This window comes from Microbulbifer taiwanensis (genome assembly GCF_014904815.1).
GTDB lineage: Bacteria > Pseudomonadota > Gammaproteobacteria > Pseudomonadales > Cellvibrionaceae > Microbulbifer > Microbulbifer taiwanensis.
This window is the reverse complement of sequence record NZ_JACZFR010000035.1, coordinates 21178-34371: the sequence shown is the minus strand read 5'-3', so window position 1 is coordinate 34371 and position 13194 is coordinate 21178. Positions and strand designations below refer to the sequence as shown.

The following is a 13194-nucleotide window of genomic DNA, read 5'->3' as shown; positions in this document are numbered from 1 at the left end:
CTAAGCGGGAACCCACTGGAGAACTCCATGGCGGTCCTGGCTTTAATCAGAAACCCCGACGAAATTGCACCGGTCATCTCCTGGTCTGCAGAGATAGCACTGGCACGGAATCTGCCACTGGTCGTCCTGTGTTGGCACCATGCGCCGGTGGCAATCTCCCACGAAGATTTTTCCAGCCGGGAACTGACCGCGGCGGCAAAACGCTTTCTGCGCGAGCAGGATCAAGAGCAAGAAAAGGACAGGGAATCGCCATACATCCACCTGGCGGACAGCAATAACCTCGAGATACTGGAAACCGGGCACCCCGATGCCTCGGAATGCACCATCGGGCTGGCCCGCAGCCGCGAAGCGGAATTGATCGTCGCGGCCGCCGAAGACCAGGCGGGCAAGCTCGATGCCACCTATGCCGACAACCCACTGCTGCGCAACGCCCCCTGTAATACGGTCATCCTGTTCGGCGGACCGCAGCGCTGCCGCAGGCCGCAGAAAATTTTTGTTGCCGCCACCGACAGCCCCCACGACGGCGCCGCCCTTTTCCTGGCAAACCAGCTGGCGGAATCCAGGGGTGGGAGAATCACCCTGGCGCGCGCCGAAGCGGATTATGAAGAGGTCAATATTGAAGTCGGCCGGCGCGAACTGGTGCAACTGATGCGCGACACCGGCGTCGATGCCGGCGGACAGATCGACTGCCGCGTCTTCAACAAAAGGGAATACAGAAAGATCGCCGCCGCCATGGACGGCTACGACCTGGTATTGATCGGCGCCAACAGCGGGGACCTGGGCACACTGGTCGAGTTGACCGGGCACCCCACCTTCGCCGTGGTCAAACGCGGTCCGGCCCTGCGCCCCTGGCGGCATCGCAAGTCCGGCGAAGACTGGAACCCGCTGCTCAGCCCGTCGGACTACGCGGACCTGCTCGAGGGATTGCGGCGCGGATCGCAGCTGAGCCTGGACTTCCTCATCATGCTCGGGCTGGCAGCGGTGGTTGCCTCCATGGGTCTGTTACAGGATTCGACCGCCGTGGTGATTGGCTCAATGTTGCTGGCCCCGCTGATGACCCCCATGCTCGGTTGCGGGCTGGCACTGGCACAGGCGAATCCGAAACTGGGCAACGCCGCGCTGCGCTCGGTGGGGATTGGGCTGGCCCTGACCCTGGTCATCAGCCTGCTGATGGGCTTTTTAACTCCCGGCGCCGAACTGACTCCGGAAATTTTTGCCCGCGGCGACCCGAATATCCTCGATCTGGTGGTTGCGGCGGCCTCGGGTGCCGCGGCCGCCTACGCCTCGGCGCGCCCCAACCTGATCGGCTCCATCGCCGGTGTCGCCGTCGCCACCGCCCTCGTGCCGCCGCTGTGCTCCGCCGGCATTTCCCTGGCCTATTTCGATATCACCAACGCGCGCGGCGCGGCACTGCTGTTTACCACCAACTTTGTGGCCATTGTGCTGTGTGCGGCGGCGACCTTCCGCATCCTGGGTATCAGGACGGCCCGCACCGGCTCCAGGCAGCGCCGCTGGGTGGTCGGCACCGTTGCCGCCATGGCCATCGCCGGGCTGGTGTTGCTGGTGCCACTGCAGCTGGCGCTGCTGAAAGGGCTGCTGCAGGGCAAGCCACAACCGAATTACTACCCGCTGTCCCGCGCCGTCATGAATGCGCTGGAAGACTATGTCGAGGATGATCCGGATGTGGAGATTTTCGATGCGGGCCGCCCGTCGTCACCATTCCACCCCGCGGATGTGGTCCTGGTGCTGGGGGCGCCACACGATCTGGACAAGGACTATGCGGATGCGCTGATCAAAATCGTGCGGCGGGAGATGCGCAACCAGAAACTCAAGGTGGAAGTCCACCTTATCCGGGAAATGTGGCAGGTCACCAGCCCATAGCCGGTATCCTGTTTGCGGCGCTTGCCCGGCAGGGTCAATTGAGATCCACAGCGTACGCGCGCAGAATTCTCAGCGGCACAATTTCCAGGGCTTTGACATGGGTGCGCTGCAAATAGACACGCGGCGCCATATCCAGTTGCTGGGCTTCCAGCCAGCGGGCGGCGCACAGGCACCAGCGATCGCCGGGATTCAGGCCGGGAAAGCCGAACTCCTCCACCGGGGTGCTGAGATCGTTGCCGCGGCTGCGGGAGAAAGACAGAAAATCTTCCGTCACCTCGATACAGACGGTGTGGGAGCCGGCGTCCTGCTCACTGGTATTGCAGCAGCCGTCGCGAAAAAAACCGGTCACCGGATCCAGGCTGCAGGCCAGCAGCGGATCGCCGAATACATTTACCGAAGCTTCCATTTGCATCTTTTCGCTCACCCTTCATTACCGGTTTGAAACAATTCCAGATCGACCAGCTGCCAGCGCAGCCCGCGCCGCTCGAGTATCAGGCGCAGCTCAGCCGCACCGGCTTCGCCATAGTCGGCAGTCACGCGGCTGGCGCCGGTAAAGCGCCAGCCATGTAATTGCCAATCGGCTCCATCATCGAGTTCCACTTGCGGCTGTTGCCGGGTCGAGGGGGAAGACTGCCGGTAGAGTTCGCGCTCGAACTCACGCAGCTCCCGGCCGCCGCGCAGCAGCTCGCCGATACCCTCGGGGGTCACCAGCTGCTGCAGCAGTGGCGCGATAAGCAGGTTGGCGCCGGCGGCCAGAAAATCGCCAAGTTCCGCCGGAACCTCTTCGCCCATGGATTCGCGCAGCTGTCGCTGCAGCCCCTGCTGCAGATTGTCACGCAGGGCGGGAAAGTCGATATGGCGCTGCAGCTGCTCGCTGTCCTCATTGCGCGCGGCCTGCTCCAGCTGTCCGATGGTGTAGCGCGGCAGGGCGATATAGCCCGCCGCCAGCAGCGCCAATGAAATCAGGACGACGCACAGCCATTTCTTCATAGTTTCACTTTCCCGCTATTTCGCGCGGATTTTATCCCCTGGCAGGAACATCGCCTAATTTGCCTGCACTTCGGTTGGCGCGGGATTGTCCGTCGGCGGCGCCTGTGAGATAGTCCCCGGTCAAGGCTCTGTATTCAAAACAAACAAGGAACTGCGGAAGGACATCTGACGATGAGCGATATTTACAAGGCCCCGGAAGCGCAACTGACGACCGGGGAGGAGAGCGGCAGTTACGGCTCTCTGGAAAAGGGACTGGCGGGGGACTACGCCATCAACATCGGCGAGATACTCAGCGAGGCCTGGCGCCGCACCAAGGGCAATAAGGGCACAATCTGGCTGGCATTGCTCCTGTACTTCGTCGCCTATATGGCGATCAGTTTCGTCGCCGGCATCATTACCGGCTACTCTGCCTTCGACCTGGAACAGCAGGCCAATGCCTCCGCAGGCTCCGCTTTGCTGTACAGCCTGTTGGTCAATATCGTCGTGGCGCCGATGATGGCTGGCATGTTGATGATCGGCATTAAAATCGCCCGCGACGAGAAGACCTCCGCTACCGAGATTTTCTCCTACTTCGACAAGCTGTTGCCGATCGTCGTGGCTTACATCCTGATGACCATCCTGATAATGATCGGCTTCGTGCTGCTGGTACTGCCGGGCATCTATCTGGCGGTGGCCTACATGCTGGTCCTGCCACTGATCGTGGACAAGGGCCTGGGGCCCTGGCAGGCACTGGAGACCTCGCGCAAGGCCATCACCAAACACTGGTTCCCCTTCTTCGGCTTCCTGATCGTCGCCATACTGCTGTACATTGCCGGCGCCCTGCCGCTGCTGATCGGCCTGATCTGGGTGCTGCCACTGCTGACCATTGCCTACGGTGTGATCTACCGCACCATCTTCGGCGGCGCGGAAGACTGATTGACCTGACCTGATGGGAGTGGTGGTTTGCTGGACACCACCTATAACGTCGAGACCCCTGAGGGGATAGATCTGCGCGCACAGGCCGCCGGGCCTGTGCCGCGCGTGCTCGCCTACGCTGTCGATGTTTTCTACCGCACGCTGATTCTCGCCGCCCTGGGTATCGCGCTGGCATTCGCCGATCGCGCGGGCATGGGCATCTGGCTGCTCTGTTCCTTTCTGCTGGAATGGTTCTACCCGGTCTTTTTCGAGGTGATGCGCGGCGGCCAGACACCGGGCAAGAAGGCCTTCGGCCTGATGGTGGTCAACGACAACCTCACTCCCGTTTCCTGGGGCGCATCGCTGCTGCGCAACCTGCTGCGCTTCGCCGACTTCCTGCCCTTCGCCTATGCGACAGGGGTTATCTCCATGACGCTGAGCCGCCACTTCCAGCGGCTCGGTGACTTTGCCGCGGGCACAATGGTCGTCTACCGCCAGGCGGAGAAGACGGCGACCTCACTGCCCGAGATCGCGCCGCTGGCGCCGCCCCGCGGGCTGCAGCTGCAGGACCAACAGGCGCTGATCAGCCTGGCCGAGCGTCACGAGGCGCTGAGCGAGGCGCGCCAGCGCGAGCTGGCGAACCTGCTGGAACCCATCACCGGAAAGAAGGACGGGGCCGCGCTCGACTATCTGCGCTCGGTCGGTAACTGGCTGCTGGGCAAATGAAACAGATTGACTTCGAGAATCGCTACCGCGACGGCTGGGAACAGCTGGAACAGTGGTTAAAGAGCGGCGATACCGATGGAACCGCGGCGCTGGACCTGCCCGCGGCCTACCGCGGCCTGTGCCAGCAGCTGGCAGTGGCCAAGGAGCGCCAGTACACCAATCAACTGATCGACCGCCTGAACCAGCTGGTAATGGCCGCGCATCACCGCGTCTACCAGCAGCAGACGCTGCGTAGGAATACCTGGCTCTGGTATCTGCTGGCCGGCTTTCCGCAGGCGGTGCGCGCGCAGATGCGCACGGTACTGTTGGCGACGGCACTGTTCCTGTTGCCGGCGCTGGTACTCGGTATCGGCAGCTACCACAACGATGCCCTGATCTACTCGGTGATGGCGCCGGACCAGGTGCTGCAATTCGAGTCCATGTACGACCCGCGCAACCGGGTGCTGGGGCGCGAGCGCGGCTCCGACTCGGACCTGATGATGTTCGGCTTCTATATCAAGAACAATATCGGCATCGCCTTCCGCACCTTCGCCGGCGGCCTGCTGTTCGGCCTGGGATCCATCTTCTTCCTGGTCTTCAACGGCCTGGTCTTGGGGGCAGTATTCGGACATATCACCCGGGTCGGCTTCGTGACGACCTTCTACCCGTTTGTGATAGGCCACGGCGCCTTCGAGTTGACCGCCATAGTGCTGGCCGGCGCCGCCGGGCTGCGCCTCGGGCAGTCGCTGGTGGATCCGGGCCGACTCCGGCGCCGGGTGGCATTGCGCCTCGCCAGCGTCGAGGCGATGAAGATCATGTACGGCACCTTTTTGATGCTGGTGATCGCCGCCTTCCTCGAGGCTTTCTGGTCATCGAGCACGGCACTGCCCATCGCGCTAAAACTCGGCGTCGGCGCGCTGCTGTGGCTGCTGGTTATCGCCTATTTCGCCCTGGCCGGGCGCGGAGCGCCGCGGCCTGATGGAGCGGCGCACCCTGAAAATAGAGGTGCAGCGTGAATCTCGAACGACTGGCCGTGCGTGCGCGCCTGCGGTCGCCGTGGGAATCCATCGACCTGGGCATAGCGCTGGCGCGGCAGCAGTGGTGGCCGCTGTTTCTGGTGTGGCTGCTGCCGGCGGCACTGCTGTTCGGCGCCTGCTATCTGCTGATTCCGGAATCCCCCAACCTTTCGCTGCTGCTGGTCTGGTGGCTGAAGCCGGTGTTCGACCGGCTGCCGCTGTTTCTGGCCAGCCGCAGCCTGTTCGGTGAAAGCGTTTCCGCACTCGCCGCACTGCGACAGTTCTTTGCCCAGAACCGCCGCGACTGGTTTGCCTGGATCAGTTGGCGGCGCCTGAGCCCGACCCGCGCCTTCGATATGCCGGTCACCCTGCTGGAACAGAGCAGTGGCGCCGCCCGCGCTGCGCGTATCGGTGTGCTGCACCGCAAGCACGCCAGCGCCGCCACCTGGCTGACCCTGACCGGCTTCCACCTGGAAACCTTTTTGCTGATCGCCCTGGTCGCCCTGATCTACCTGTTTATTCCCGAGCAGGTGCAGATCGACTGGATGCCGCTGTTTGGCGGCGACACCCAGTGGTTCGAGTGGACCGTCAACGCCCTCTACCTGCTGGTAATGGCCGCGCTGGCACCCTTCTATGTCGTCAGCGGTTTCTGTCTGTATATCGGCCGGCGCATCGAGCTGGAGGCCTGGGATATAGAGATACAGTTCCGCAAGCTGCGCGACAGGCACCAGCGCGAACGCAAGCATCGGGAAAAGAGCAAATCCCGCGCGCCGCTGGCGGCGCAGCTGATGCTGCTGTGCGCCCTCGGTATCGCCGCCGGCGCGGCGCCCGAGGTTCGCGCGGATTCGGTCGACACCCCACAGGAGGCGCGCGAGACCATCGACGAGGTGCTCGCCGGCGAGGACTTCCACCAGCTGGAGCAGGTCAGCGGCTGGCGCCTGAAGGAGATCGACTGGACCCAGAGCGAATTCCCCGAGTGGCTGATTGCGTTGCTGGAGTGGCTGGAAAATCGCCCCCGCGACACCGATCAGGAGTCGGGCTGGGGTCCTTTTGTCGGCCTGCTGATCGAAATACTGCTGTGGCTGGTTGTTGCCGGCCTGGTGATCTACCTGCTGTGGCGCTACCGGGAGGCGATTGTGCGCAGCCTGCAGTTGCGCAAAAAAGCCGCGCCGAAGAAGGCCACACCGGAAACCCTGTTTGGCCTGGACGTGCGCCAGTCGAGTCTGCCGGCGGATGTCTGCGCCGAAGTACTGCGCCTGTGGCGCGCCGGCGACCAGCGCGACGGACTCGGCCTGCTGTACCGGGCGACCTTGTCGCACCTGATCGAGGACTACCAGTTCGAGTTCGGCGATCACCTGACCGAGAGCGAGTGCGCCCAGTTGGTGCAGCAGCGCCAGCGGCAATCCGAAAAGGCACCGCAGCCCGATGCGGCACCACAGTCCGGGGAGGAAGCCCGCAGGCCGGTCAGCGCGCCCCTGAGCGGCTTCGTACACCAGCTCACCGCCAGCTGGCAGCAGCTGGCCTACGCCCACCGGGCGCCGGAAACCACACGGGTGGAAACCCTGTGCGGACAGTGGCGGGAGGCCTTCGCCAATGGGCATTAAACGCCTGCTGCTGGGACTGCTACTGCTGCTGGTCGCCGCTGTGGCGGCTCTGCTGTTTGTGTTTTTCGAGCGCTACTCGGAGGAGGTGGATCGCGGCTGGGGGGCCGAAGCCTGGCGCAATCCCTACCTGGCGGCGGAGCAGTTCCTCGCCGCCGCCGGGCTCAGGGTCCGCCGCGCGGACAACATCTCGGTACTCGCGGAGATAAGCCCGCAGGACACCCTGTTCGTGGCCAGCTCCACCCAGGTGTACAACCCGCAGCGGGCCCGGGAACTGCTCGATTGGGTGGGGCGCGGCGGCCACGCGATAGTAATTGCCCACGCCAGCGGTTTCGACGGCGCCGAGCGCGACTGGCTGCTGGAGCAGCTGGAAGTCACCCTGGATGAGGGGCGCGAGGCATTCAATTTCGAACACCCCTTCCGGCAGCTGCTGGGCGAGGATGCCGATCAGTACCGCGGCAAGAGCGCCAGCGAAATGCTGCGCGAACACAATCGCAAACTCAGGGAAGGAAAGGGCACGGACAAGGGCGCGGAAGAGGCGTCGGACGAGGAACCAGTGCCGCCGCGCAACCCGGACGTGGACCCGGAGGACCTGGTCACCCTGGTCGCCGACGACGGCAGCGATTACCAGCTGCACTTCGACGCCAGCCAACTGCTGCACCATCCCGCCCTCAGCGATGAAGATGAAGCCGCCGACGTGCCAGTGTTCTGGGCCAAGATCTGGCGCGGCGATACGGGCGTGCCCTTTATACAGTTCGAGCGCGGCGAGGGCCTGATCACCCTGCTGGCCGACGGCGGACTCTGGCGTTCCGAGCGTATCGGCCACTTCGACCACGCCTACCTGCTGCAACTTCTCGCCTCCGATGGCGAATTCGTATTCCTGACCCAGCCGCGTTTCGATTCCCTGCTGGTGCTCGCGCGCCGCTACGGCTCCGAATTTTTCCTCGCCGGTGCCCTGGCACTGCTGGCCTGGCTGCTGCTGCGCGCGCGCCGCTTCGGCCCCCTGGCGGCGGAGCCGGAAGCGGCGCGGCGCTCACTGCTGGGGCACATCTCCGCCTGCGGCCACTCCTACTGGCGCCCCGACAAATGCGAGCGCCTTTTGACCGAACAGCGCAGACAGCTCCTGCGCCGCCTGGGGGGCGACAACGCCGGCACCGCGGTCAGGCGCCAATTGTGCACCCGGCTCAGCAGCCAGACAGGCCTGAGCGAATCCGACATTGCCGCCTGCCTGTGGGGCGATCCGCCCCGCAGCGAAGAGGCGTTTACCGAAAGCATGCGCAAACTGCAGCAAATCGAGGCAGCCCTATGAGCGACACCACATTTGAATCTGAACAACAGCGCAGCGAACAGGCGGCGGGGCCGGACTGGAAAGCCGCGTCCGACCAACTGGCACTGCTGCGCGGTGCCATCAACCGGCTACTGATCGGCCAGGAAGCCGTGGTCGACCAGGTGCTGATCGCGCTGCTGGCCTCCGGCCACGTGCTGCTGGAGGGCGTGCCCGGCCTCGGCAAGACGCTGCTGGTGCGCTCCCTGGCCAACTGCTTCGGCGGCAGCTTCCGCCGCATCCAGTTCACCCCGGACCTGATGCCGGCGGATGTCACCGGCCACGCGATTTACCATATGGGCGAGAGCCGCTTCGAGGTGCGCCGCGGTCCGGTGTTCACCAACCTGCTGCTGGCCGACGAGATCAACCGCGCCCCGGCCAAGACCCAGGCGGCGCTGCTGGAAGTGATGCAGGAGAAGCAGGTCACCATCGACGGCGAGGCACTGCCGGTACCTCGGCCCTTTATGGTGCTGGCGACCCAGAACCCGATAGAACAGGAGGGTACCTACCCGCTGCCGGAGGCGGAACTGGACCGCTTCCTGCTCAAGGTACTGATCGACTTCCCCAGCCTGGAGGCGGAGCTGAAACTGGCCGCTGCCGCCAGCAGCGGCCACATAGAGCAGCAGCTGCAGCGGGCGCCGGCGGGGCAGTTGACCGTAGAACAGCTGCAACAATTGCAGGCGACAATTCCGCAGGTCGCACTGGACCAGCAGGTACTCGACTACGCGGTGCGCCTGGTGCGCGCCACCCGCGAATCCGCGCAACTGCGCCGCCCCGCCGGCCCCCGCGCCAGTATCGGCCTGCTGCAGGCGGCCCGCGCCCAGGCACTGCTCGCCGGGCGCAATTTCGCACTGCCGGACGACGTCAAGGCGATGGCGATTCCGGTGATGCGCCACAGGGTCGGACTGTCGCCGGATATGGAAATCGACGGCGAGACGCCGGACTCGGTACTGGCGCAGATTATCGATACCGTCGAGGCGCCACGGTTGTGATTGAGGACGCCGCGGCGCTGAGCAGAGCCGCCGCCAGCGAAAGCATCGGCGTCGAAGCGGCCGGACGGACCAGCGGAATCGGCCCCAGCCGCCGCCTGGTCGCCCTGCTCGGCTACTGGTGCCTGGCGGCGCTGCTGATCAGCGCCGCGCGCATCTGGCAGCCGCAGGCTGCCGCTGCACTGGAAAACATCTGGTGGGGCGCCGGCGCGCTGCTGCTCGGCGCCGCACTGCTGGATCTTCTCACCGGGCGCCGGGTCCGCGGCCTCGACGGCGCGCGGCAGCTGCCGGGCAACCTGGCCCTGGGCGTGCGCAACCGGGTGCGGCTGACACTGCACAACGCCGGGCCGCGCGCGCTGGTGCTGAACGTCTGCGACAGGGTCCCGGCACAGCTGTCCGCCGAGCAGCTGCCGCGCCGCGCGCAGCTGCATCCGGGACAGCGCGTCGAACTCGACTACCCGCTGGTCCCGCACCGCCGCGGCCAGGCGGATTTCGGCGGTATAGAGGTGCTGGCGGATTCCCCCTGGGGCCTGTGGCAGACCCGGGTTCTGGTCGGCGAGCCGCAGTCGGTCAAGGTGTACCCGAACTTTCTCGGCATCTCCTCGCTGCAGGCCCTGTCCACCGAGCAGAGCCTGCGCTTCCTCGGCCTGCACCAGCAGCAGCGCCGCGGCGAGGGTATGGATTTCCGCCAGCTGCGCGAGTACCGCGAGGGCGACAGCCAGCGCCAGGTGGACTGGCGGGCCAGCGCGCGGCTGCGTAAGCTGATCAGCCGCGAGTACCAGGACGAGCGCGACCAGGAGATCGTCTATATGCTCGACTGCGGCCGCCGCATGCGCGCCAAGGATGGGGAGCAGAGTCACTTCGACCACGCACTGAACGCGCTGCTGCTGTCCGCCTATGTGGCCATCAAGCAGGGCGGGGGGGGGGCCCCGCCCCCCTCCCCCGCAGACGCCGGTGGCGGCCGGCGCCCCCCCGCCCGGCTGCCGCCGGTCAAGGGCGAGGGTGGCATCAACCTGCTGCTGAATAGCGTCTACGACCTGCACTCGGGCACTGCCAACGCGGACTATTCCGGCGCCGCCCAGCAGCTGCTGGCCTCACACCCGCGCCGCGCACTGGTGATACTGGTCACCAATCTGCGCGACGAGGACAGCGATGAACTGCTGGCCGCGGTGCAACTGCTGTCGCGCCGGCACCTGGTCATGGTCGCCAGCCTGCGCGAAGCCGCCGTGGACGAGCTGCTGCAAAGACCGGTGGAAACTTTTGGCGATGCCATAGAGACCGCCGCGGCAAGGGACTTCCTGCAGCGCCGCGCGCGACTGCTGCAGCAGCTGCGCGCGCGCAATGTGCTGGTGGTGGACTCGGCACCGGACAAACTGCATATGGCGCTGGTGGAGAGCTACTGGCAACTGAAACGCAGCGGAAAAATTTAAATAATCGCAGCCGATTCGACGGCCAAAACAATAACTATGCTCCAGCTGAATCAACTCAGGTCCACCGCGGTCAACACCGAGCCCTACCCCTATTTTTACCTGGCGCGTTCTGTCGGTTCCGAACATATCCAGTCTCTGATCACCGATTTCCCGACGCTGGAAAAAGGTGGCAGTTTCAATATCGACGATTTGGAGATGTCGGAGAATTTTCGTCACTTCGTCGAGCAGTTCGACAGCGACGAATTCCGGCGCATTATCGGCGAGAAGTTTTCCGTCGATGTGATGGACAAGCCGATGATGGCGACGCTGCGCGGATTTTCCCGCGCAAAGGACGGCCGCATTCACACCGATTCCAGGACCAAACTGGTCACCATCCTGGTCTATCTCAACGAGGGTTGGGAAGCGCAGGCAGGTCGCCTGCGTATCCTGCGCGGCGGAAGCGACATGGACGACTTTGCCGAGGAGCTTTCACCGGGCCCCGGCGCCATGGTGGCCTTCAAGGTGACCGACAACTGCTGGCACGGCTATCCCAGTTTCGAAGGCAGGCGCCAGTCCATCCAGATCAACTTCCTCACCGGCGGCGGAGCCAGGGCCAAGCACCGGTTTTTCCACCGGCTGAGCGCCCGGCTGAAATCCCTGCTTCGCTGAGTAACTCGCCACGGCGCCAAAAGGCAAGGAATTGCGTTATATTGTGCCGGACGACACTCCGATAAGATCAATGGCACAGCGCAAACGGCACCGTTATCGATGTTATGCGCGCCTGTCCCGGTGGCAGGCGGCGCTGCTGTTGTGCCTGTTTCTCGCCGTACGCGGCCTGGTACCAGCAGGCTTTATGCCGGCACCTTTCACCGCCGGCACCCCCTACGGCCTCTGCCACGGCGACGGCCGCAGCGCGCTGCTGCTCAATGCACTGGCGCAGTGGGAGCACGCCCATCACGGCCACAGCGGCGATCACAATCACGACGCGCTGACGGCGCAGACCTTCGCCGACAATCACTGCAGCTTTTCCGCCGGCACCGGCATAGCAACCGCACCTGCGCTGGCGCTGCCGCCTTTCTCCGCCAGTGGCAATCGAGCGCCGGCTGCCAATACACTGGCCCCGACGCGGCAGCGCAGCTACCTGCTGCCGCCGACGCGCGCACCTCCCGCTTCCCATAGCGCATAGACACCAGAATATTTTCGATTCGCGACAGTTATCCCTGTCCGCGCCTTCAGTTTATCGCGGCCGCCATTGAGCGGCGGCCGCGCCGCCATGGGAAAAAACAATGAAAGCATTCCAGAAAACCCTGCTGGCCACTTCCGTCTGTCTGGCCGCACCGCTGGTATTTGCCCACGACGACACCCCCAATTACCTGCCCGAAGGGCACGCACCGGCCGGCGTTATGGCCGACCACCTGCACGCAAAGGGCGAGTGGATGTTCGGCTACCACGCCATGCGCGAAGAGTACAGTGATGTGTACAGCGGCTCCGACAAGGTCGGCGCCATGGAACTGGGCATGGCCGGCTACTCGATGATACCGACGGGCATGACCATGGACATGCATATGCTGGATATCATGTACGCGGTATCCGACGACCTGACCCTGATGCTGATGCCGCAGTACATGACCATGGACATGTCGATGGAGATGATCGCCGGTGGCCACGGCCACATGGGCGATATGCACGGTGACCATAAGATGGGCGGCCACCGGCACGACGTATCCGGTGTCGGCGATACCGTCGTCGGCGGACTCTTCCGCCTCGCCGACACCCGGGGCTATCGCCTGCACGCGACGCTCGGCCTGAGCGCACCCACCGGCTCGGTGGACGAGAAGAATGCCGACGGCGCCTTCACCCACTACGGCATGCAACTGGGGACCGGCACCTGGGACCTGCTGCCGTCAATCACCTATACCAGCGCGCTGGAAAGGCTGAGCTGGGGCGCGCAGCTGTCGGCGCGGCTGCCGCTGGAGGACGAGAACGATTCCGGCTTCGCCTTCGGCGAGCGCTACGGCGCCACCGCCTGGAGCGCCTACCGGCTGGCGGACTGGATCAGCCTGTCGGCGCGACTGCAGTACGCAAAAGAGGGGGATGTCGACGGTCACTACAATGGTCCGCACAACCACTCCAGCCCGGCAGACCTGCAGGGCAACTACGGCGGCGAACTGCTGGACTACGGCCTGGGTGTCAACCTGGTGGGCCAGCAGGGTGCGCTGGCGGGGGTGCGCCTGGGGCTCGAGTGGATCGGCAATATTTCCGCCGACTACAACGGCTTCCAGCTGGCGCGGGAGGATGGGTTGAATATGAGCCTGAGTTACGCCTTCTGAATTCAGTGGGAATAGCCGAATCGATCACGGCCATGGGCCGCTCCTACAGGGGCTT

The 13194-nt window shown here is 64.6% G+C and carries 13 protein-coding genes; 11 read left to right on the top strand and 2 right to left on the bottom strand.

Annotated features, from left to right (window positions below; translation table 11 throughout):
- Nucleotides 1-27 precede the first annotated feature (27 nt).
- The gene (locus IG627_RS13195; protein WP_193192838.1) at nt 28-1881 is read left to right on the top strand and encodes a DUF389 domain-containing protein; all 1854 of its coding nucleotides are present in this window, start codon (nt 28-30) and stop codon (nt 1879-1881) included.
- 34 nt (nt 1882-1915) lie between these two features.
- On the opposite strand, the gene IG627_RS13190 is transcribed toward IG627_RS13195, so the two are convergent.
- Together IG627_RS13190 and IG627_RS13185 are read right to left on the bottom strand one after the other, a co-directional pair.
- Nucleotides 1916-2293 (bottom strand): DUF2237 family protein, encoded by a 378-nt coding sequence (locus IG627_RS13190; RefSeq protein WP_193192837.1) that lies wholly within the window; start codon nt 2291-2293, stop codon nt 1916-1918.
- Nucleotides 2294-2301: 8 nt separating this feature from the next.
- Nucleotides 2302-2871 (bottom strand): DUF2939 domain-containing protein, encoded by a 570-nt coding sequence (locus IG627_RS13185; protein ID WP_193192836.1) that lies wholly within the window; start codon nt 2869-2871, stop codon nt 2302-2304.
- A gap of 171 nt (nt 2872-3042) precedes the next feature.
- On the opposite strand from IG627_RS13185, the gene IG627_RS13180 reads away from it, so the two are divergent.
- The 10 genes from IG627_RS13180 to IG627_RS13135 all read left to right on the top strand — a co-directional run bounded on the left by IG627_RS13180 (nt 3043) and on the right by IG627_RS13135 (nt 13139).
- Nucleotides 3043-3786 (top strand): hypothetical protein, encoded by a 744-nt coding sequence (locus tag IG627_RS13180; protein WP_193192835.1) that lies wholly within the window; start codon nt 3043-3045, stop codon nt 3784-3786.
- A gap of 27 nt (nt 3787-3813) precedes the next feature.
- Complete coding sequence (locus tag IG627_RS13175) at nt 3814-4491, top strand: RDD family protein (RefSeq protein ID WP_193192834.1); 678 nt, start codon at nt 3814-3816, stop codon at nt 4489-4491.
- Nucleotides 4488-5486 (top strand): stage II sporulation protein M, encoded by a 999-nt coding sequence (locus tag IG627_RS13170; protein ID WP_193192833.1) that lies wholly within the window; start codon nt 4488-4490, stop codon nt 5484-5486. The genes IG627_RS13175 and IG627_RS13170 overlap by 4 nt, the downstream gene beginning before the upstream one ends.
- Entirely contained in the window at nt 5483-7090 is a 1608-nt protein-coding gene (locus tag IG627_RS13165; RefSeq protein WP_193192832.1) for a hypothetical protein, read from the top strand. The genes IG627_RS13170 and IG627_RS13165 overlap by 4 nt, the downstream gene beginning before the upstream one ends.
- The gene (locus IG627_RS13160) at nt 7080-8396 is read left to right on the top strand and encodes a DUF4350 domain-containing protein (RefSeq protein ID WP_193192831.1); all 1317 of its coding nucleotides are present in this window, start codon (nt 7080-7082) and stop codon (nt 8394-8396) included. Before IG627_RS13165 ends, IG627_RS13160 begins: the two co-directional genes overlap by 11 nt.
- Nucleotides 8393-9403: an AAA family ATPase gene (locus IG627_RS13155; RefSeq protein ID WP_193192830.1), complete on the top strand. Its 1011-nt coding sequence runs from the start codon at nt 8393-8395 to the stop codon at nt 9401-9403. The genes IG627_RS13160 and IG627_RS13155 overlap by 4 nt, the downstream gene beginning before the upstream one ends.
- The gene (locus tag IG627_RS21190; RefSeq protein WP_193192829.1) at nt 9400-10830 is read left to right on the top strand and encodes a DUF58 domain-containing protein; all 1431 of its coding nucleotides are present in this window, start codon (nt 9400-9402) and stop codon (nt 10828-10830) included. The genes IG627_RS13155 and IG627_RS21190 overlap by 4 nt, the downstream gene beginning before the upstream one ends.
- 36 nt (nt 10831-10866) lie before the next feature.
- Nucleotides 10867-11478 (top strand): 2OG-Fe(II) oxygenase, encoded by a 612-nt coding sequence (locus tag IG627_RS13145; RefSeq protein WP_193192828.1) that lies wholly within the window; start codon nt 10867-10869, stop codon nt 11476-11478.
- A 70-nt stretch (nt 11479-11548) separates the two neighbouring features.
- Nucleotides 11549-11995 carry a hypothetical protein gene (locus tag IG627_RS13140; protein ID WP_193192827.1) on the top strand — a complete coding sequence of 149 codons (447 nt, stop codon included), beginning with the start codon at nt 11549-11551 and terminating at the stop codon, nt 11993-11995.
- A 100-nt stretch (nt 11996-12095) separates the two neighbouring features.
- Nucleotides 12096-13139: a hypothetical protein gene (locus tag IG627_RS13135; protein ID WP_193192826.1), complete on the top strand. Its 1044-nt coding sequence runs from the start codon at nt 12096-12098 to the stop codon at nt 13137-13139.
- Nucleotides 13140-13194: the final 55 nt, after the last annotated feature.

Excerpts from the sequence above, each read along its gene's own strand:
- IG627_RS13195 (WP_193192838.1), top strand. The coding sequence starts at position 28 with ATGGCGGTCCTGGCTTTAATCAGAAACCCCGACGAAATTGCACCGGTC.
- IG627_RS13190 (WP_193192837.1), bottom strand. The coding sequence starts at position 2,293 with ATGCAAATGGAAGCTTCGGTAAATGTATTCGGCGATCCGCTGCTGGCC.
- IG627_RS13140 (WP_193192827.1), top strand. The coding sequence starts at position 11,549 with ATGGCACAGCGCAAACGGCACCGTTATCGATGTTATGCGCGCCTGTCC.
- IG627_RS13155 (WP_193192830.1), top strand. The coding sequence starts at position 8,393 with ATGAGCGACACCACATTTGAATCTGAACAACAGCGCAGCGAACAGGCG.
- IG627_RS13145 (WP_193192828.1), top strand. The coding sequence starts at position 10,867 with ATGCTCCAGCTGAATCAACTCAGGTCCACCGCGGTCAACACCGAGCCC.
- IG627_RS13170 (WP_193192833.1), top strand. The coding sequence starts at position 4,488 with ATGAAACAGATTGACTTCGAGAATCGCTACCGCGACGGCTGGGAACAG.
- IG627_RS13180 (WP_193192835.1), top strand. The coding sequence starts at position 3,043 with ATGAGCGATATTTACAAGGCCCCGGAAGCGCAACTGACGACCGGGGAG.
- IG627_RS13135 (WP_193192826.1), top strand. The coding sequence starts at position 12,096 with ATGAAAGCATTCCAGAAAACCCTGCTGGCCACTTCCGTCTGTCTGGCC.
- IG627_RS13160 (WP_193192831.1), top strand. The coding sequence starts at position 7,080 with ATGGGCATTAAACGCCTGCTGCTGGGACTGCTACTGCTGCTGGTCGCC.
- IG627_RS13185 (WP_193192836.1), bottom strand. The coding sequence starts at position 2,871 with ATGAAGAAATGGCTGTGCGTCGTCCTGATTTCATTGGCGCTGCTGGCG.